16 protein-coding genes and 1 tRNA gene are annotated in these 18,125 nt (G+C 63.3%); 7 read left to right on the forward strand and 10 right to left on the reverse strand.

All coding sequences use genetic code 11. The annotated features are described in order from the left end of the window. Positions 1 to 85 precede the first annotated feature (85 nt). The 9 genes from U5A58_RS29710 to U5A58_RS29750 form a co-directional block, all read right to left on the reverse strand. Positions 86 to 1,327 (reverse strand): cytochrome-c peroxidase, encoded by a 1,242-nt coding sequence (locus U5A58_RS29710; protein WP_321964089.1) that lies wholly within the window; start codon positions 1,325 to 1,327, stop codon positions 86 to 88. A gap of 75 nt (positions 1,328 to 1,402) precedes the next feature. Beyond that, positions 1,403 to 3,283 carry an alkaline phosphatase family protein gene (locus U5A58_RS29715; protein ID WP_321964090.1) on the reverse strand — a complete coding sequence of 627 codons (1,881 nt, stop codon included), beginning with the start codon at positions 3,281 to 3,283 and terminating at the stop codon, positions 1,403 to 1,405. Between the two features lie 296 nt (positions 3,284 to 3,579). Beyond that, positions 3,580 to 4,449 carry an alpha/beta fold hydrolase gene (locus U5A58_RS29720; RefSeq protein ID WP_321914401.1) on the reverse strand — a complete coding sequence of 290 codons (870 nt, stop codon included), beginning with the start codon at positions 4,447 to 4,449 and terminating at the stop codon, positions 3,580 to 3,582. Between the two features lie 65 nt (positions 4,450 to 4,514). Then, positions 4,515 to 5,762, reverse strand: coding sequence for a 3-(3-hydroxy-phenyl)propionate transporter MhpT (gene mhpT, locus U5A58_RS29725; protein WP_321964091.1), 1,248 nt, complete (start codon positions 5,760 to 5,762; stop codon positions 4,515 to 4,517). A gap of 95 nt (positions 5,763 to 5,857) precedes the next feature. Beyond that, positions 5,858 to 6,883, reverse strand: a complete 1,026-nt coding sequence (gene dmpG, locus U5A58_RS29730) for a 4-hydroxy-2-oxovalerate aldolase (RefSeq protein WP_321964092.1) — start codon at positions 6,881 to 6,883, stop codon at positions 5,858 to 5,860. 4 nt (positions 6,884 to 6,887) lie between these two features. Further along, positions 6,888 to 7,838, reverse strand: coding sequence for an acetaldehyde dehydrogenase (acetylating) (locus tag U5A58_RS29735; RefSeq protein WP_321964093.1), 951 nt, complete (start codon positions 7,836 to 7,838; stop codon positions 6,888 to 6,890). A 13-nt stretch (positions 7,839 to 7,851) separates the two neighbouring features. Then, positions 7,852 to 8,640 carry a 2-keto-4-pentenoate hydratase gene (gene mhpD / locus U5A58_RS29740; protein ID WP_321964094.1) on the reverse strand — a complete coding sequence of 263 codons (789 nt, stop codon included), beginning with the start codon at positions 8,638 to 8,640 and terminating at the stop codon, positions 7,852 to 7,854. A gap of 29 nt (positions 8,641 to 8,669) precedes the next feature. Further along, on the reverse strand, positions 8,670 to 9,614 hold the full coding sequence (locus tag U5A58_RS29745) for a 3-carboxyethylcatechol 2,3-dioxygenase (protein WP_321964095.1): 945 nt from the start codon (positions 9,612 to 9,614) through the stop codon (positions 8,670 to 8,672). A gap of 2 nt (positions 9,615 to 9,616) precedes the next feature. Beyond that, complete coding sequence (locus tag U5A58_RS29750; protein ID WP_321964096.1) at positions 9,617 to 11,467, reverse strand: bifunctional 3-(3-hydroxy-phenyl)propionate/3-hydroxycinnamic acid hydroxylase; 1,851 nt, start codon at positions 11,465 to 11,467, stop codon at positions 9,617 to 9,619. A gap of 192 nt (positions 11,468 to 11,659) precedes the next feature. Between U5A58_RS29750 and U5A58_RS29755 the strand changes: the two genes are divergently transcribed. Beyond that, complete coding sequence (locus U5A58_RS29755) at positions 11,660 to 12,463, forward strand: DNA-binding transcriptional regulator (protein WP_321964098.1); 804 nt, start codon at positions 11,660 to 11,662, stop codon at positions 12,461 to 12,463. Here U5A58_RS29755 and hcaR read toward each other — a convergent pair. Continuing rightward, complete coding sequence (gene hcaR, locus U5A58_RS29760; RefSeq protein WP_321964099.1) at positions 12,460 to 13,338, reverse strand: DNA-binding transcriptional regulator HcaR; 879 nt, start codon at positions 13,336 to 13,338, stop codon at positions 12,460 to 12,462. The two genes, U5A58_RS29755 and hcaR, sit on opposite strands and share 4 nt — an antisense overlap. Before the next feature lie 123 nt (positions 13,339 to 13,461). Between hcaR and hcaE the strand changes: the two genes are divergently transcribed. The 6 genes from hcaE (at position 13,462) to U5A58_RS29790 (ending at position 17,921) form a co-directional block, all read left to right on the forward strand. Next, positions 13,462 to 14,817, forward strand: a complete 1,356-nt coding sequence (gene hcaE, locus U5A58_RS29765) for a 3-phenylpropionate/cinnamic acid dioxygenase subunit alpha (RefSeq protein WP_321964100.1) — start codon at positions 13,462 to 13,464, stop codon at positions 14,815 to 14,817. Next, positions 14,814 to 15,368, forward strand: a complete 555-nt coding sequence (hcaF, locus tag U5A58_RS29770; RefSeq protein WP_321964101.1) for a 3-phenylpropionate/cinnamic acid dioxygenase subunit beta — start codon at positions 14,814 to 14,816, stop codon at positions 15,366 to 15,368. The genes hcaE and hcaF overlap by 4 nt, the downstream gene beginning before the upstream one ends. 2 nt (positions 15,369 to 15,370) lie before the next feature. Next, positions 15,371 to 15,691 carry a 3-phenylpropionate/cinnamic acid dioxygenase ferredoxin subunit gene (gene hcaC / locus U5A58_RS29775; RefSeq protein ID WP_321964103.1) on the forward strand — a complete coding sequence of 107 codons (321 nt, stop codon included), beginning with the start codon at positions 15,371 to 15,373 and terminating at the stop codon, positions 15,689 to 15,691. Continuing rightward, positions 15,691 to 16,506 (forward strand): 3-phenylpropionate-dihydrodiol/cinnamic acid-dihydrodiol dehydrogenase, encoded by an 816-nt coding sequence (hcaB, locus tag U5A58_RS29780; protein ID WP_321964104.1) that lies wholly within the window; start codon positions 15,691 to 15,693, stop codon positions 16,504 to 16,506. Before hcaC ends, hcaB begins: the two co-directional genes overlap by 1 nt. A 12-nt stretch (positions 16,507 to 16,518) precedes the next feature. After that, the gene (hcaD, locus tag U5A58_RS29785) at positions 16,519 to 17,745 is read left to right on the forward strand and encodes a 3-phenylpropionate/cinnamic acid dioxygenase ferredoxin--NAD(+) reductase subunit (protein ID WP_321964105.1); all 1,227 of its coding nucleotides are present in this window, start codon (positions 16,519 to 16,521) and stop codon (positions 17,743 to 17,745) included. A 99-nt stretch (positions 17,746 to 17,844) separates the two neighbouring features. After that, positions 17,845 to 17,921 (forward strand) — tRNA-Val (locus U5A58_RS29790). Positions 17,922 to 18,125: the final 204 nt, after the last annotated feature.

Below are 18,125 nucleotides of genomic sequence, written 5' to 3' on the forward strand. Positions count from 1 at the left end.
TTTCGTCACACAAAAGCCGTAGCGAATCGCATATAAAAAAACCCGGTTCAAAAACTGACCGGGTTTTTCTTTTCTCTGCGCAACGTTAGCGAGGCACTGTCTTTGCGTCCGCGTCGGTCAGGGTATTCAGGAACGCCACCACGTCGCGGACATCCGAGTCCGACCAGACCGGTTTGCCGCCCCGGTGATTCGTCAGCGGCTCCGTCTTGATATCCACGTTACTGCGCAGATTCTTCGGCAGGTCGTCAAACTTCACGACATGGCCGTGGGCGTCTTTCGAATACCACTTCTCCGGGTTCGTGTCGCGCTCAACATAGAAGCGCATCGAGTCTTCAAGTGTATGGAACATGCCATTGTGGAAGAACACGCGTCGCGTGGCGACGTTGCGAAGCGTAGGTGTGCGGAACATTCCACAGAACCACTTCTGCTGCTTCGTCTGGTCTTCACGCAGTGGCCCACATAGCCCCATGTCGAAGAAGTTCGGATCGCGGTTGGCCGGAATGTCCATGTTGCGCGGCACGCCCAGCGTCTGGAAGTTGTAATCCGTCAGTGCCGGATGCGAGCCGTGAGCGCCTTTGTTGATCAAATGACAGCTTGCACAGTTGCCCTTGTCCGGGTCGCTGAACAGCATCAATCCGTGCGCTTCCTGTGGCGTGAATTGATCCTTGCCGTCGAGCACACGGTCGAACTTGCTGGAGTACGGCGCGAACGACGGATCATTGAACTGGAACGCCTGCAATACCTTTCCAAGGTCCGCCAGCGCCTGGGCCGGTCGCGAGAAAATGTCCTGACCGAATGCGTCCCGGAACGGCTGTGCGTAAGCGCTTTTGCTCAACTTCTGCGCCACGTCATCCGCGCTGCTATTGGCCATTTCATCCGGATTGAGCAGGGGGAATGCAGCCTGATCCGCGGGGGTGTTGTAGCGCCCGTCCCAGGTGTATCCGCCGATGGGCTGATTATCTCCATCCTCGAGACGCTCTTTCAGGCTATTTGCTTGTGTGTACGTCCAGTAAGGCACCGCACGCAGATAGCGCAGCGACGGCACCGCGCGCAGTCCGGCTCGATCGAGGTTTGGGCCGCCTAACTGAACAGGCAGACCGTTCGGCGGCCCATAGGCATTCGCGGGGCTGTGACAGGAGGCACATGACTGCTTGCCCGAAGCCGACAGCGACGGATCGAAGAACGCTGCCTTGCCGATCGCTGCCAGATCAGGGGCACCTGCCTTGACCGGGGCGGCTTGAGCGTCCGCTGCATGTTTGTCGCAGGCGGACAGAAGGAAAATGCAAAGGGCCGTTGCGAAAACAGCCTTTGAAGGAAATTGGCGCATGACGGATAAAAAAACAGCCCGGTTCGAACAGAGAACCGGGCAAAGACAACAGAGTTCTTGTGAGACCGCCAGGGATTAGCGGTTATCGATGTTGGCCGACGTGAAGATCGGCTTGAGCGACGCATCATCGGCGTAGCCGAGATACGAGCCCATGCCGAAGTTGTCTTCGAGCGATCGCAGCAGCGCGTAGTGGTTGTAGCCCGTGCTGTCCACGTGACCACCCTTGATGAATGGCGACAGCAAAAGCGTACCAATCTGATCGCCACCGACACCGAGGTAGTTCAACGCAATCGACACGTTCTGCACGGATGCAGGCAGCGTCGCCGGGTTGATACCGAGCAGGCTTGCTTCAGCCACAGGCAGCGTGGACATCGTGACCTGTTCCGGGCGCGTCACGTTCGGACCCGTTTGCTGGTTGCAGCCAGGGCACTGGTTGCCCATCTCCGGCTCCAGCAGGGAGAGCGTCTTGCCATCAGCACTGACTTGCGTTGTCGGCGTCAGTCCGGTCACGACGCCTTCATCCGTGGTGATGATGATCAGGCCGTCCTGCTTGTAGGCGGGCGAAGCCTGGATCATCGGGATCGTCTTCTTCAGGAACGCGTCGATCGAAGCCAAACCGCCAGGCTGACCGTTTGCGCAGCCCTTGCCCGCAGTCCCCGTACCGTCACCATCATGACCGTCGTCACACAGGTTCGGCGTGATGAAGGAGAAGTTCGGCGTGGTGTCGATCGACTGAAGATCCGTTGCCAGGTCGTCTTGCAGGTTGACCACGTGCGCGTCGCAGTTCGCCAGATCATCGATGGTCGAATGGAAATACGGGAACGGATTGTGACGCGTCGCGTACTCATCGCCCGGCTTGTCACCCGAGGCCGAAGGAGCCTGCGCGGCCTGCGTGCCATCCACAGCCTTCGTTGGGTCGGCGCCCGCGAGCTGGGCGGTTCGGCGCGGGAACGAACAGGTTCTCGTGCCGTCACGGTTCAGGTCGTTGCCCATGTCCTCGTTGTAGCTGCGCCACGTGAGCTTGGCTTGTTCCATCTGATTGCCAATATGCTGAACGCGAGCCGGGAATACGCAGCCGCCGCTTTGATGGCCGTTTGCGTCCGTGCCTGCCTTGAGCACTTTGGCGTTCGCCGAGTCGCTGCCGGCGTCGACGATATCGGACCACAACTGGAAGCAGTCCGTTTCGGTGTCGTGCGTCGACGGCTGACCTGAGACCATCGAGATGTAATTGTCCAGCGAAACGTGGCCGGTGCCGTAGTAGTTCGAGAGGAACGTGCCCTGCGGCATCAACGATTTCAGATACGGGTCCTGATTCGAATCCGAGGCCGTCGTGCCGTACGTCGATTCCGCGCTCTTGTTTTCGAGCACGATAACCCAGACGTGCTTGATCGCCTTGCTCGAAGCGACGGTTGCAATGTACTGGTCGCTCGCTGCCTTCACCGCGGTGTTGCCGTTGGTGTTGAAGTCGCCCAGCAGGGCGTCCGGCGTCGTGCCGATCTTGCTCGCCAGTTGCGTTTGAGCATCCGATTGCGACAGGCCGCTGTCAATCAGTTGCGAAAGCTCCGTGGTGATCGCACTCACGGAACTGACACCACGCGGCGAACGGAACGTAGCCGTGCTGTTGAACGTCGTGCCCATGTTCTTGCCCGATGCGTCGTTCTCCGCTGCACCATTCAGGTCAGCAACGACATACTTCCAGGCACCGTTGCTCGTATCGGTGATCGAGAACTTGCCTTGGGCATCCGAGCGCGCGACAGGCTCGCCCTGGTCGCACTTGCCGTTGTTGTTCACATCGAGGCAGACCGCCGCCCCCTGGATATAGCTGCCGAGCACCTGGCCAGTGACCTTCGGCCCGTTCGAGCCACTGTCGCTGCTTCCGCAGGCAGACAACCCTGCCATTACACCGATACTTGCCAGTATCGTGAGCGTGCCCCTGCGCAACCGTGCATTTTTCACAACTTCTCCTTGTTATATGCCGGGTATACCCGACAGTTTTTAAGTCGCGGAAAGTATATGTAAGTTGTGTTACATGATTGTTAAGATGTTGTGAGCGCAACAGATCGACGTTGGCTTCGAGGCCCCTCCGGCAAATTGAGGCTCGACGAGAAAGGAAAAGACCTTCGGCTACGTGCGGCATGCTGTCAAAGACACAACCGCGCTGAAATGGCTCCTCACGGGAGGCCAGAGCCCCCCAATGAAAACGGCGCACCATGAGGTGCGCCGCTTCGTTGCTGCAACTGCTTACGCGTGCTTCAGTGCTTCAAAAAGTCGATCACCATACGGTTGAACGCTTCAGCGTGCTCCCACTGCGCCCAGTGGCCACAACGGTTGAACACGTGCAGTTGCGCGTTCTGCATGCCGGCCAGCAGCCGCAGGCCGATATCCATCGGCACGAAGCGGTCGTCGCGGCCCCAGATCACGAGCGTGGGCGCGGCGATTTCGCCAAGGCGCGCGCCGTAGTCGCTGAACTGTTTCGGGAACGCGGCGAGACTCTTCACGAAGTTTTCCAGGTGGTCGCGGCGCGCGAGCATGTTGTCGAGGCGCGTTTGCATCAGCTCGTCGGTAAGCGCGCTCGCGTCGTACACGAACACGTTCATCATGCGCTTGAGGTTCTCGATGGTCGGATCGCGATAGAGACCTTGCAGCAGCTTGATGCCTTCGGTCGGCATCGGCACGAAGTTGCTCGGGCCGCCTGTGCCGCCGCCCATCAGCACGAGCTTGCCCACGCGTTGCGGGTTCGCCAGCGCGAAGGCAACGGCGCTGTGACCGCCCATCGAATTGCCGAGAATATGCACGCGCTCGATGTCGAGCACGTCGAGCAGCCCCTTGAGCACGCGGCCGTTCAGGTCCGAGCGCGAGCTCGTGCAAACGATCGGGTCGCTCTTGCTCCAGCCCGGGCAGTCCATCAGGATCACGCGGTAGCCGGCCGCGACGAGTGGCTCGACGTTGCGGTTGAAGTTGGCCCAGCCGCTCGCGCCCGGACCCGAGCCGTGCAGCATCACAACGGTTTCGGCGCCAACGCCTGCGTCGTTGTAGTGAATCTGGAACTCGACCTCGCCGTCCTTCACGCGGGCGAACTGGCTCGTCGAGGCTTCGGTGATTGCTTGTGCCGTACCAGTCATGTTGACCATCCTTTAAAACGTGATAACCCATGCCGGAGAAAGCGTATGCCTTCTCCCCTTCAAATTCATGCGCCCTGAGCGCCCAATGCGTCGCGCTGCCTGAATGCGCCCACCACGCTCAGCGCGGCAAGCGCCGCGATCACAACGAGCGGAATGCTCGAGCCCACCAGCATCGACGGGCTCTGACCGAGTGCGAACAACTGGCCCGCCACGAGCGGCCCGAGAATCGAACCGAGACGTCCCACGGCCACGGCTGCGCCCACGCCCGTGCCGCGCACTTCCGTGGGATAGGCATGGCCTGCGAGTGCGTAAAGCACCGACTGGCCGCCCACGATAAAGAAGCCGCACAGCAGGCCGCCCACGGCCGTCGAGCCTGCACCGCCCGCGCCCGCGAGCACGGTGAGCGCCACCACAACGCCGATGTACATGCCGATCACCGTGCCGCGGCGGCCGAAGCGATCCATGATCGTTGCGATCGCAACAGCGCCAATACCGCCGCCGATGTTGAACAGCATCAGCACCAGGTTCGACTGCACGCGCGTGAGGCCGCGCGCCAGCACCATCGAGGGCAGCCAGTTCATCAGGAAGTACAGCACGATCAGCGTGCCGAGGTAGCTGATCCACAGCGCGATGGTCGTACGTGCGCGGCCCTCGCGCCACAGCGCTTGCGCCACGCTCGGCGCACCTTCCTTTACCATTTTCGAAGCCTGCGTAGCCACGAATTGCTGCGACTCGCGCAGGAATGCGCCGAGCAACGGCACCATCACGATCGGACCGAGGCCGCCAACGTAGAACACGTGGCGCCAACTCGCGTCCCCCGTGCCGAGCATGCCGATCACGGCGGCGATCGCCGCGCCGAACGGCATGCCGCAGTACATCGCGCCCACCGCCGTGCTGCGCTGCTGCTCACCCGCCGCCTCCGCGCACAGGGCGATCAGGTTCGGCATGGCCGCACCGAGACCGAGACCCGTGAGCAGACGCGCGACCAGCAGGCTTTCGAAATTCCACACCATGGTCGTGGCGAGCGAGAACAGCCCGAACAATGTGACCGACCACATGAGCACGCGCTTGCGGCCGAAGCGGTCGGCAAGCCGCCCGCCCAGCGCCGCGCCCGGCAAGAGGCCAATCGCACCCGCGCTGAACGCCCAGCCCATTTGCGCCACGGCGAGATGAAACTCCTTCGCCATGCGCGGTCCCGCGACACCCGCCGATTGCAGGTCCAGCCCTTCGAGCAGCGCAATCGCCAGACACAGGGCAATGGTTGCCTTGCTGCTCGTTGCAATTCCTCCAGCACTACTGTTTCGCGACGTCATAAAAAGTCTCCGTATGTATAAGCAAGCCACTCTTTCCGGCGGCTATATGTGGCAACGCCGCACATCACCCGAAAGGCGATGCGCGGCGCGCTTGATCAGGATTGCAATGCTTCCTGGCGCTTCTTCAGATCGAGCGCCACGTCGACGATCATGTCCTCCTGACCGCCCACCATCCGGCGCTTGCCCAGTTCGACGAGAATGTCGACCGTCTTCAGGCCATATTTCTTCGCGGCCACTTCCGAGTGGCGCAGGAAGCTCGAATACACACCCGCATAGCCGAGCGCGAGCGTTTCGCGGTCTACGCGGACCGGGCGGTCCTGCAGCGGGCGCACGATGTCGTCGGCGGCATCCATCAACGTGTAGAGATCGGTGCCGTGATTCCAGCCCATGCGTTCCGCCGCGCCGATAAACACTTCGAGCGGCGCATTGCCCGCGCCCGCACCCATGCCCGCAAGCGATGCATCGATGCGGTCGCAACCTTCTTCCACGGCCACGATCGAGTTCGCCACACCCAGCGAGAGGTTGTGGTGCGCGTGCATGCCCGTTTGCGTTTCGGGTTTCAAAACGGCCTTCACTGCGCGGAAGCGGTCACGCACGTCGTTCATCGTGAGCGCGCCGCCCGAATCGACCACGTAAATGCAGGTCGCGCCGTAGCTTTCCATTTTCTTCGCTTCGACAGCGAGGTTTTCCGGCGTGGTCATGTGGCTCATCATCAGGAAGCCCACCGTGTCCATGCCCAGTTCGCGTGCGTATTCGATATGCTGCTTCGAAATGTCGGCTTCCGTGCAATGCGTGGCAACGCGCACCACACGCGCGCCCGCGTTGTACGCGGCCGTCAGGTCGTGAATCGTGCCGATGCCGGGCAAGAGCAGCGTCGCGATCTTTGCATGCGTGACCACGTCGGCCACGGCTTCGATCCATTCGAGGTCGCTGTGCGCGCCGAAGCCGTAGTTGAAGCTCGAGCCTTGCAGGCCGTCGCCGTGTGCGACTTCGATGCTGTCCACTTTCGCCTTGTCCAGCGCGCGGGCGATGTCCTGCACGTTCTGGATCGAGTACTGGTGGCGAATGGCATGGCTGCCGTCGCGCAGCGTCACGTCGGAGATATAGAGTTTCTTGCTCATCGCTTTACGCTCCTTGCACGCTCAAGAGCGTCTGCGCCATGCGTTCGGCGGTGGCGAGCGCGGCGGAAGTCATGATGTCGAGATTGCCTGCGTACGCGGGCAGATAATGCGCAGCGCCTTCCACTTCGAGAAAAACCGAGGTCTTCAGGCCGCTGAACTTGCCAAGGCCCGGAATGTTGAGCGGCGCGCTCGCGGGAATCTCGTCGAACTGCACCTTTTGCTTCAGGCGATAGCCCGGCACGTAGGCGTGCACCTTCGCGGCCATCTCTTCGATGGACTGCTCGACCTTCTCGCGGTCGGCCATTTCGGAAAGCGTATAAACCGTGTCGCGCATCATGACCGGCGGCTCGGCCGGATTCAGCACGATGATGGCCTTGCCCTTCGCGGCGCCGCCCACCACTTCAATCGCTCTCGAAGTCGTTTCGGTGAACTCGTCGATGTTGGCGCGCGTACCGGGGCCCGCCGACTTGCTGCTGATCGAGGCAACGATCTCGGCGTAATGGACCTTCGCGACGCGCGACACTGCTGCAACCATCGGAATCGTGGCCTGGCCGCCGCATGTGACCATGTTGACGTTGAGCGCTTCAATGTGGGCGTCGATATTCACGACGGGCACGCAGTACGGGCCAATCGCGGCAGGCGTGAGGTCGATCACGCGAATCGACGGCTTGAGCGTGCGCAGCAGCGCGTCGTTCTTCACGTGTGCGCCCGCGCTGGTCGCATCGAACACGAAGTCGATGTCGTCGAACACCGGCAGGCGCGTGAGGCCGACCACGCCTTCGTGCGTGGTGGCCACGCCAAGCCGTGCAGCGCGCGCGAGGCCATCGGAGTTCGGGTCGATGCCGACCATCGCCGCCATCTCCAGATGCTTGCTGTTGCGCATGATCTTGATCATCAGATCCGTGCCGATATTGCCGGAGCCGATGATCGCGGCCTTGAGTTTTTCGGAAGCCATATGAATTCCTGTATCAGGCGGAGAAAGTCGCGCGAACGCTGCCGAGGCCTTCGATCTGCGCGGTGTACGTGCCGGGTTCCTTCACGGCGACCATGGGCCCGAGTGCACCCGTGAGCACCACATCGCCCGCACGCAGCGGCGTGCCGAGCTGGACCATGCGGTCCGCGAGCCACACGGCGGCGTTGAGCGGATTGCCGAGACACGCGGCGCCGTTGCCGCGCGAGAGCACAACGCCCTCGCGCGAAAGCTCCATCGCGCAAGCGGTCAGGTCGACCTGCGAGAGCGGCACCGGGCGGCTGCCCACCACGAAGCGCGCGCTCGAAGCGTTGTCGGCCACCGTATCGACGAAGCGGATGTCCCAGTTCTGGATGCGGCTGTCCACCACTTCGATAGCCGCCAGCGCATAGGCGCTCGCGCGCAGGATATCGACGAAGGTGTGCTTTTCGAACGTGAGGTCGTGCTCCAGCACGAGCGCGATTTCCGCTTCCACCTTCGGCTGGATCAGTTGCGAGAGGGGAATGGCTTCGGCGTCGCCGTAAGCCATCGACGCGAACAGCGCGCCGAAATCGGGCTGATCGACGCCCAGTTGCTTTTGCACCGCCAGCGACGTGAGGCCGATCTTGCGTCCGACGATGCGCTCGCCGGCCGACACGCGCAGGTCGACGTTGGCTTGCTGCACGGCATAGGCGGTGGCGATATCGTCAATCGCGATTTCGCCGCGCACCGGCTCGATCACGTTGCGCGACGTCTCCGCTTCGCGCAGGCGCGCAGCGAGTGCCGCAGCGAGTTTTGAATCTGACATGTTGATTCTCCGGAGTCCGTATTGATCGATCAAGCCGCGTCGGGCGTGGCGTGCATGGTGGCGAAACCCGCGATCCACTCGGGAATTTCGCGGTAGTAGTCCAGCGTCGCGCGATACGGGCCGTAGGCGGCCAACGCGCCGAACGCTGCAACCCACGTGCGGATTTCATGGGCCGACTTGCCGCCATCACGCGTAATGGCCGCGTTCGTCATGCCGTCCACGGACGTCAACTCGCCCGATTCAAGGCGCGCGAGGAACGCGCGGTCCCATTCGGGGTTCAGCGGATGCAAATGGCTGTCGCCCGCGGTGAACGACTTCGCCGCGGCCACGGTGCGCGCCTGGCGCGCGGCACGCGAGTCGGCCGTCGGGTTGCGGCCCGCGATCAAACGCTCTGCCACTTCGGGCGTCGCGCTGCACAGTTCCGGCACCGGCGGCTCATGCGAAATGCCGCCCGAGCCCACCACGAGCACGCGCTTGTCGCTGCGCGAGAAGAAGCGGCCAATCGCGTCGCCGAGCAAACGCGCGCGGCGCAGCGTCGCCATGGGCGGCGCCACGGAGTTGATGAACACGGGAATGACCGGGTAGCGATCCAGGCCACCGGTGAGCACTTCCAGCGCCTGCGCGCAGCCGTGATCGACCTGCATGCGGTACGAAAGCGCTACGTCGATATCGGCTTCGAGCACGTTTTCGGCGAGCTTGTGCGCGAGGTCTTCGGGCACCGGGAGCGTACCGGCCATGCTCTTGAAGTCGCCAATGGCCTCGGCACGCGCGCCGATGCAGAACGGCGGCATCACGTCATAGAAGAAGCCGTTGTAGTGGTCGGGTGCGAACGCAACGATCAGGTCGGGGTTGAACGCTTCCACGCGTTCGCGCGCGGCGCGGCCTACGCGTTCGACTTCCTCCACCACTTCGGGCAGCGGATCGAAATAGCCGTGCAACGGCGTGTGCGAAAGACATTCGAGGTGAATCGGCATGCTCATGCTCCTGCTGTGCGCGCTACGGCTACGCCGCGCACGGGACGGCTTTGCGGGGCAGCGGCGCTCGCCTCGTGAAAGGCGGCTTCGGTGATGCCGAGCTTGCCCGCGAGTTCGACGATCGAGTCCGATACCTGTTGCGGCGTGCACACGCCCGCGACGAAGCGGTCCGGACGCAGCAGCACCACAGACTCGGGCAGGCGGCTGAACCACTCCTTCAGGCGCCCCTGCGCGTCGCCGAGCGCGAGCACACCCTCGGGCACGTCGTCGGCGTATTCGAGCTGCACGTCGGGCTTCGCGAAGATAAAGCGCGCACCCAGTCGCTCCCACAGCGCGCGAGCCTGCGGCGTAAGGCCGAAGGTCGGGTCCGCGCCCCAGGCGAGCACCGCAAAGCCGTTGCCGATCGCGTCGTCGAGGCGCACCACGCGGCCATCGGCAAGACGCACGCGCGGCTGAATGAACATGCGGCCCACGGGCGAAGCCGCGAGCGGATCGCGGCCATACGCGAGACGGCCGATCAGCGAGTCGCGCTTCTGGCTCATCAAGCCGAGCAGGCGACCCGGCGCCGAGTTGCCCGAGCGCTCCAGCAGGCTTGCGAGCCAGCCACCCGTTTTCTGCGGCGGCGGCAGCAGCACGACGCCCGCTTCATAGCGCGGCATCGGCTTGAAGCGCATTTCCACGAAATAGCGCTTGACCGAGGGGAATACATTCATCCAGCGCACGAACGTGTCGCGAAAGCGCGCGCCAAAGCGCGTGGTGGGCGCGAAGATATCGCCCGCCACTTCGGAGAGGTGGATCATCGAGCGCGCATGCGCGCGGCGCTCCACGGTATAGCTGTCGAGCAGGCGGCCGTCGGCCTGGCCCTTCGCGACCATCGCGAGCTTCCAGCCCAGGTTGTTCGCGTCGCGAATGCCGCTGTTGTAACCCTGGCCCTGCCACACGGGCATGATGTGCGCGGCGTCGCCCGCGAGCAAAACGCGGTCCACGCGGAACGTTTCGGCTAGACGCGCGTTGTGCGTGTACACGCGCTTGCGGATGTAGTCGACCTTGTCGGGGTCGGCCACCACCTTGCGGATCAGCGCGGCCAGGTTCTCGGGCTTCGAGAGTTCTTCTTCCGTTTCGCCCGGCATCACCATGAATTCGAAGCGGCGAATGCCATGCGGCAGCGCAGCCGACACATACGGGCGCTGATGATCGCAATGCATGTAGATATGCGGCGAGCCGATCGGGTCGTTGCGCACGTCCACCACGATCCATTGATTCGGCTTCGTGCGGCCTTCGAACGGCACATTGAGCGCGCGGCGCACGAAGCTGTTGCCGCCGTCCGCGCCCACGAGGTACGCCGCGCGGATCGAGCGGCGCTCACCGCTCGCATCGCTCACGTCGATCGTCACGCCCTGCGTGTCTTGTTCGAATGCGTCGACGGCGTGGCCGAACAACACATTCACATGCTCGAAGCGCGCGAGCCCTTCATAGAGCACGCGGTCTGCAAGCGGCTGAATGAACGCGTTACGGCGCGGCCAGCCGAACTCGTCGGTGCGCGGTTCGATCGACGCGAAGCAATGGCCGTCCTTCGTGACGAAGCGCATCCAGTGGTCGGGCGTGGTGTGCGGCAGCAGCGCGTCGGCCAGACCGATCGACTGGAACACGCGTAATGCTTCGTCATCCAGACCAATTGCGCGCGGGTAGTCGATGATCTGGTCGAGCTTCTCGACGAGCGTGACACGCACGCCTTGCAGGCCGAGAATGTTGGCGATCATGAGGCCGACCGGACCCGCGCCGATGATGGCGACGTCGGTGGCAATCTGGCGAGGGCGGACGGTATCCGCCGCGTGGGCGAGGGGGGTGTTCATGTGTCTCCTTCTCGCGCGACTTATGGGGCCGCTGCGGATGCTGACAGGGGGTGCCTGAAAACGGATCACCCGGTTGGACGTTTTGTCACAGTCCGGTGAATGGAAGCGAGTCTAGGTTCCGCCCGATGTGCGCTCAACATTTTTAGAGAAATGTGCATAGAATGCACACAGTTGATTTTTAAGGCATTTTCGATGACGAAGTATGCAAACGTGCGGGGTCTGGCGCGCGGCCTGCAGGTGCTCCAGGCGCTCAACGCCATGGAGAACGGGCGCGCCACGAGCCAGCAACTGAGCGAGGCAACCGGTCTGCACCGCACGACCGTGAGGCGCCTGCTGGAAACCCTGGTAGAGGAGAAGTTCGTGCGCCGCAGCGCTTCCGACGACAGCTTTCGTCTGACGATGAACGTGCGCGGCCTGAGCGAAGGCTTCACCGACGACGAGCTGATCGCGACCATCGCGCCGCCGATCATGGCGCAAATGCTCCAGCGCACCGTGTGGCCATCGGACCTCACGACGCCGGATGGCGACTCCATGGTGATCCGCGAAACCACGCACCGCTTCAGCCCGCTGTCGTTTCACCGCGCGATGGTGGGCCGCCGCCTGCCGATCCTGCTCACGGCAGCGGGGCGCGTGTATTTCGCCATGTGCCCCGAGGCGGAGCGCGAAGACATTCTCGAACTATTGCGCGCCGGTGCCGGCGGCGAACAGCAGCAAAAACTCGCCGGCGACAAGGCCTTTATCCGCAATCTCGTGCGCCAGACCCGCGCGGACGGCTTTGGCTCGAACCATGGCGACTGGGCGGACCAGCGCAAGATCGGTGCGCTCGCAACGGCTATCGAGGCGCATGGGCGCGTGCTCGCGAGCCTGAACGTGATCTATCTGGAACAGGCCATCAATCCGGCGGAGGCCGTGCGGCGCTTCGTACCCGAACTCCAGCGCGCCGCGCAGGAAATGGTGACGGCGCTGGAGGCACAGGAGGAAAACGCAAAGCGCTAAGCCTCGTTCTCGCGCACGAGTTCGAACAACGCTTCGAGCTCCGCCGAATGCGGCTCCTTGCGCGACACCATCAGCAAGTCGATGGTGGGCGGCTCGCCTTCGAGCGGGCGCGTGCAGATCGCGCTGCTCGTGAGCGACGAGACATACGCGGGCAACAGCGCATAGCCAAGTCCCATGCCCACCAGATTCAGATTGAGCAGAATATTGGTCGCGACCTGAGCCACCTTGCGCTCGATGCCCTGCGCCTCGCAATACGCCTCGACCACGCTGTGCACCTGCCCCGAAAACTGCGGATGCGTGCTGATGAACGGCTCGCCGCTCAATTGCGCCGGTGCGATGCGCTTTTGCTTCGCGAGCGGATGAGCGCTCGGCAGTACCACGACAAGCGCCTCGGTGAGCACGACTTCGCTGCGCAATTCCGGCGAAACAACGGGCCGCCGCATGAACGCCACGTCGATATCGCCGCGCAAGAGCGCGTCTTCCTGCTCGGCCGTTGGCAGGCTGCGCAACTCGACATTCACCTCGGGAAAGCGCAATCGCAAACGCGGCAAAATCACCGGGAAAACCCGGATCTCGGCAGCGGGCACGAAACCGATCGTCACCGTCGCGCGCCCCTGCCCCACCTGACGCGCGCGCGCCACCGCGCGATCGGCCTGCGCCACCACGAGGCGCGCCTCGGCGAGAAACACCTTGCCCGCGTCGGTCAATTCCACCTTGCGGCGCGTGCGCTCGAAGAGCGGCGTGCCCACTTCGTCTTCGAGATTGCGAATCTGCTGGCTCAGCGAGGGCTGCGCCGTGTGCAGACGCTGCGCCGCGCGCGTGAAGCTCAGCTCGTCGGCGACGGCAATGAAATAGCGCAGGTGTCTCAGTTCCATGCTCGAGTTATCGTTTCGAAGTCTTAGTGGCAACAAACAAAATATTTCACAAGGGTAAAGCGAGCAACGATCATCCGTCTGCATTCCCACCAAAAAGGCAATGCTGCCACGGAGGAGACTCGCATGTCCGCAATCATCGACATCGATGCACTCGTCGACGCGCAAAATGGCCGCGTCACGTCGTCCATCTATACCGACCCCGACATTTACGCGCTCGAACTCGAGCGCATCTTCGGCCGCTGCTGGCTGTTCCTCGCCCACGTCAGTCAAATACCGAAAGCCGGCGACTTTTTCAATACCTACATGGGCGAAGACCCCATCGTCGTGGTGCGCCAGAAGGACGGCTCGATCAAGGCCTTTCTGAACCAGTGCCGTCACCGCTCGATGCGCGTGAGCCACGCCGATTGCGGCAACACGCGCGCGTTCACCTGCCCGTATCACGGCTGGTCGTACGGCGTGGACGGCGCGCTCATCGACGTGCCGCTCGAACCGCGCGCGTATCCGCAGGGCCTGTGCAAGGAGAAATGGGGCTTGCAGGAAGTCACGCGCGTGGCCGTCTACAAGGGCCTCGTGTTCGGCAACTGGGACGCGAGCGCACCAGACCTCGAGACCTATATGGGCGACATCGCCTGGTATCTGGACGGCGTGCTCGACCGCCGCGAAGGCGGCACCGAGATCGTGGGCGGCGTGCACAAGTGGGTGATCGATTGCAACTGGAAATTCCCCGCCGAGCAGTTCGCGAGCGACCAGTATCACGCGCTATTCACGCACGCTTCCGCCATCGAGGTGCTTGGTGCGAAAGAGGGCGCAGCCGACAAGGCGCTAGGCGCGGGACAAACGGCGCGCCCCGTGTGGGAAACCGCCAAAGACGCGCTGCAGTATGGCCAGGCGGGCCACGGCAGCGGCTTTTTCTTCACCGAGCAGCCCGACGCGAACGTTTGGGTGGACGGTGAAGTCTCGCAGTACTTCCGCGACACCTACGCCGAAGCCGAAGCGCGCCTCGGCAAGGTTCGCGCGATGCGTCTTGCGGGCCACAACAACATGTTCCCCACGCTTTCGTGGCTCAACGGCACGGCCACGCTGCGCGTGTGGCACCCGCGCGGCCCGAACCAGGTGGAAGTGTGGGCGTTCTGCATTGCCGACAAGGCCGCATCCGATGAGGTGAAGGCCGCTTTCGAGCGCAGCGCGACGCGCGCGTTCGGGCCTGCGGGGTTTCTCGAACAGGACGACTCGGAAAACTGGGCCGAAGTGCAGAAAGTGCTGCGCGGCAGCCGCGCGCGCAAAACGAAGCTTTGCCTCGAAATGGGTTTGGGCAACGAGCGTGTGCGCGAAGACGGCATACCTGGCATGACGAACTACATTTTCTCGGAAACGGCCGCGCGCGGCATGTACCGCCGCTGGGCCGACTTGCTGGCTTCCGAAACGTGGGACGAAGTGAACGAGCGCACCGCGCACTACGAGGCGGAGGTGCTTAAATGAGCGAAGTCGCCGAACTTGAACCGGTGTTTTCGGCTGCGCGCGTGGGTCTCGAACTGCATCACGAAATCGAGCAATTCCTCTTTGACGAAGCCGCGTTGCTCGACGGCTGGCGCTTTCGTGCGTGGCTCGACCTCATGTCGAAAGATATCCGCTACACCATGCGCACTACGGTCAACGCGCAAACGCGCGACCGTCGGCGTGGGGTGCAGCCGCCCACCACGTGGATCTTCAACGACACGCATTTCCAGCTCGAACGCCGCGTGGCGCGCCTCGAAACCGGCATGGCGTGGGCGGAGGAGCCGCCCTCGCGCACGCGCCATCTCGTGACGAACCTGCGCGTGCTCACCACCGAAACGCCTGGCGAATACGAGGCACACGTGAACTACCTGCTCTACCGCTCGCAGAAGGAGCGCGACGAGACGTTCTACGTGGGGCGCCGCATCGACCGCGTGCGCCGCGTGGAAGGCGCCCAAGGCTGGCAGGTGTGCAACCGTGAGATCACGCTCGACCAGGCTGTGCTCACTTCCCATAACCTGAGTGTGCTTTTCTGATCATGGCCCGTATTTTTGTTTGCCAGGACGAAGCGTTGTCCGATGGCGAAGCGATCAAGGTGGACGGCCCGTCCGCCGCGATCGCCGTATTCAAGGTGAACGGCGAGCTTTTCGCGCTCAACGACCGCTGCTCGCACGGCAACGCTTCGATGTCCGAAGGGTATATCGAAGACGACGGCACGGTCGAATGTCCATTGCATGCCGCGCGCTTTTGCCTGAAGACCGGCGCGGCGCTGTGTCAGCCCGCGACCGAACCGCTCAAGACCTTTCCTGTGACGCTCGTGGATGGCGAAGTTTTCGTCGACGTACCGGAGGCCGCGTAATGAGCTGGCTCGATAACGAAGTGGCGTTGATCACGGGTGGCGGGTCGGGACTCGGGCTCGCGCTCGTCGAACGCTTTCTCGAAGAAGGCGCGCGCGTGGCCGTGCTCGAACGCTCGGCGGAGAAGGTCGCGGCGTTGCGCGAACGCTTCGGCGCACAGCGTGTCGTTGCCGTGCAGGGCGACGTCACCTCGTACGCCGACAACGAGCGGGCAGTCAGTGCCGCCGTTGAAACCTTCGGCAAGCTCGATACATTCATCGGCAACGCGGCAATCTGGGATCACGCGTCGAGCCTCGTCGATCTCTCGCCGGCGCAACTCGACAGCGGCTATGAAGAGCTTTTCTCGATCAACGTGAAAGGCTATCTGCTCGGCGCGAAAGCGGCCGCGCGTGCGCTCATTGCGAGCGAAGGCAACATGATCTTCACGCTCTCGAATTCGTCGTTCTATCCGGGCGGCGGCGGTCCCTTGTACACGGCGAGCAAGCACGCGGCCGTGGGCATCATCCGCCAGCTCGCCTATGAGCTTGCGCCCAAGGTGCGCGTGAATGGCGTCGGCCCTTGCGGCATGGCGAGCGATTTGCGCGGTCCCGTTTCGCTCGGCCAGCAGGACCTGCGCATCATGGACTCGCGTTCGCCCGAAGCGATTGCGAGCATCCTGCCGCTGCAGTTCTTTCCGCAGGCTGCCGATTTCACCGGCCCCTATGTGATGCTCGCCTCTCGCGCGAACAATCGCGTGCTGAGCGGCGTGACGATCAACGCGGACGCCGGCCTCGGCATTCGTGGCATCCGTCACGCGGCGGGCGGACTGCATCTCTAACGGGAACGCATCATGAACGCAACGACCATCGTCATCGTCGGCGCGGGCCAGGCGGGCGCGCTCGCCGCCGCCGAAATGCGCCAGCAAGGCTACGCGGACCGCGTCGTACTGATCGGCGAGGAAACGCACGCGCCTTATGAGCGGCCACCGCTTTCGAAAGACGTGCTGCTCCAGCCACAAACCGCGCGCTGCGCGATTCACGGCGAGAGCTACTACGCGGAGCACAACATCGAGTTGAAGCTCGGCGTGGCGGTGACCGCGCTCGACGCGCAGGCGCGCGTCGTCACGCTCGCGAACGGAGAATCGATCGCCTTCGACGAACTGCTGCTCGCCACGGGCGCACGCGTGCGCCGCTTGCCGATGCTCGACGCGCTTGGCGAGAGCGTCTACACGCTGCGCACGCTAGAGGACGCGCAACGCCTTCTACCCGTGTTGCAAGCGGGTAAACGCGTGCTGCTGGTGGGCGCAGGCGTGATCGGCCTCGAACTCGCTTCGAGCGCGATCGATCTCGGCGCGCAAGTCACGGTGATCGAGCAGGCGCCGCGCGCGATGGCGCGTTGCGCTCCACCGCTGCTCACCGACCACCTGTGCGACGTGCACCGCGCGCGCGGCGTGACGCTGCATCTGGGCTCGCCACTGTCGTCGGCGGCACGCGAGAGCGGCGACATCGTGCTGACACTCGAAGACGGCACGCGCATAAGCGGCGATGCGGTGATCTACGGCATCGGCGTCGAGCCCGAAACCGCGCTTGCGCAGGCAGCGGGCCTGCACGTGAACAACGGCATCGTGATCGACGCGCAGTGCCGCACGTCGCACGCGCATATCTACGCAGCCGGCGACGCCGCCAGCCAGTGGGACGCGGCAAGCGGGCACCACCAACGCCGCGAAACGTGGGAGAACGCGAACCGCCAGGCGCAAACGGCGGTGCGCGCGATGCTCGGCCTTGCGCCCGAAGCCTTTGAAGCGGATTGGTTCTGGACCGATCAATGCGGCCTGAACATCCAGTTCGCCGGCGACATGGCCGCGCCGGAATGGCTCGCGCGTGGCACGCTGGAAGCGCCGCCCTGCGTGCTGTTCGGTCTCGACGGCGAAGGCGCACTGGTCGGCGCGATTACGGTGAATCAGGGCCGCGACATGCGCAGCGCCAAGGCGTTGATCGGCAAACGCGCGCGTATCGCCCGCGAAATGCTCGCCGATCCCGCGCAGAACCTGCGCAATCTGGCGCGTGAGTTTGCATAGGGGTTCGAGCAGAGGCGCACCCCAAAACACGCCGTTTCACCCGATTCGAGAAAAGCGCTTGCAAGCGCGCGCGAGTGTCTCTATAATTCGCGCCTCGACAGGCTCGTAGCTCAGTTGGTTAGAGCACCACCTTGACATGGTGGGGGTCGTTGGTTCGAATCCAATCGAGCCTACCAACGAACATGCAGTAAAAAAGCAGTATCTTGCAGCAACATTGTGAATGACGCATTCCCTCGCGGGTCTGCGTCATTTTCTTTTGGTACGCGCTAATCACACACGCAACTATTGATAGCGCGCCACCACGCACTTAGCTTCGCAGAAATCGTCAGTTCTTCTCGCAGCGCTTCGCTGCTTGAATGGATGTTCCACGTCCAGCCGAG

Origin of the sequence: Paraburkholderia sp. J7 (assembly GCF_905220155.1) — a bacterium.
In the GTDB taxonomy this organism is placed as follows: Bacteria; Pseudomonadota; Gammaproteobacteria; order Burkholderiales; family Burkholderiaceae; genus Paraburkholderia.

Coding starts and splice junctions, on each gene's coding strand:
- U5A58_RS29710 (WP_321964089.1), bottom strand. CDS start 1,327: ATGCGCCAATTTCCTTCAAAGGCTGTTTTCGCAACGGCCCTTTGCATT.
- U5A58_RS29720 (WP_321914401.1), bottom strand. CDS start 4,449: ATGACTGGTACGGCACAAGCAATCACCGAAGCCTCGACGAGCCAGTTC.
- mhpT (WP_321964091.1), bottom strand. CDS start 5,762: ATGACGTCGCGAAACAGTAGTGCTGGAGGAATTGCAACGAGCAGCAAG.
- dmpG (WP_321964092.1), bottom strand. CDS start 6,883: ATGAGCAAGAAACTCTATATCTCCGACGTGACGCTGCGCGACGGCAGC.
- U5A58_RS29735 (WP_321964093.1), bottom strand. CDS start 7,838: ATGGCTTCCGAAAAACTCAAGGCCGCGATCATCGGCTCCGGCAATATC.
- mhpD (WP_321964094.1), bottom strand. CDS start 8,640: ATGTCAGATTCAAAACTCGCTGCGGCACTCGCTGCGCGCCTGCGCGAA.
- U5A58_RS29745 (WP_321964095.1), bottom strand. CDS start 9,614: ATGCCGATTCACCTCGAATGTCTTTCGCACACGCCGTTGCACGGCTAT.
- U5A58_RS29750 (WP_321964096.1), bottom strand. CDS start 11,467: ATGAACACCCCCCTCGCCCACGCGGCGGATACCGTCCGCCCTCGCCAG.
- U5A58_RS29755 (WP_321964098.1), top strand. CDS start 11,660: ATGACGAAGTATGCAAACGTGCGGGGTCTGGCGCGCGGCCTGCAGGTG.
- hcaR (WP_321964099.1), bottom strand. CDS start 13,338: ATGGAACTGAGACACCTGCGCTATTTCATTGCCGTCGCCGACGAGCTG.
- hcaE (WP_321964100.1), top strand. CDS start 13,462: ATGTCCGCAATCATCGACATCGATGCACTCGTCGACGCGCAAAATGGC.
- hcaF (WP_321964101.1), top strand. CDS start 14,814: ATGAGCGAAGTCGCCGAACTTGAACCGGTGTTTTCGGCTGCGCGCGTG.
- hcaC (WP_321964103.1), top strand. CDS start 15,371: ATGGCCCGTATTTTTGTTTGCCAGGACGAAGCGTTGTCCGATGGCGAA.
- hcaB (WP_321964104.1), top strand. CDS start 15,691: ATGAGCTGGCTCGATAACGAAGTGGCGTTGATCACGGGTGGCGGGTCG.
- hcaD (WP_321964105.1), top strand. CDS start 16,519: ATGAACGCAACGACCATCGTCATCGTCGGCGCGGGCCAGGCGGGCGCG.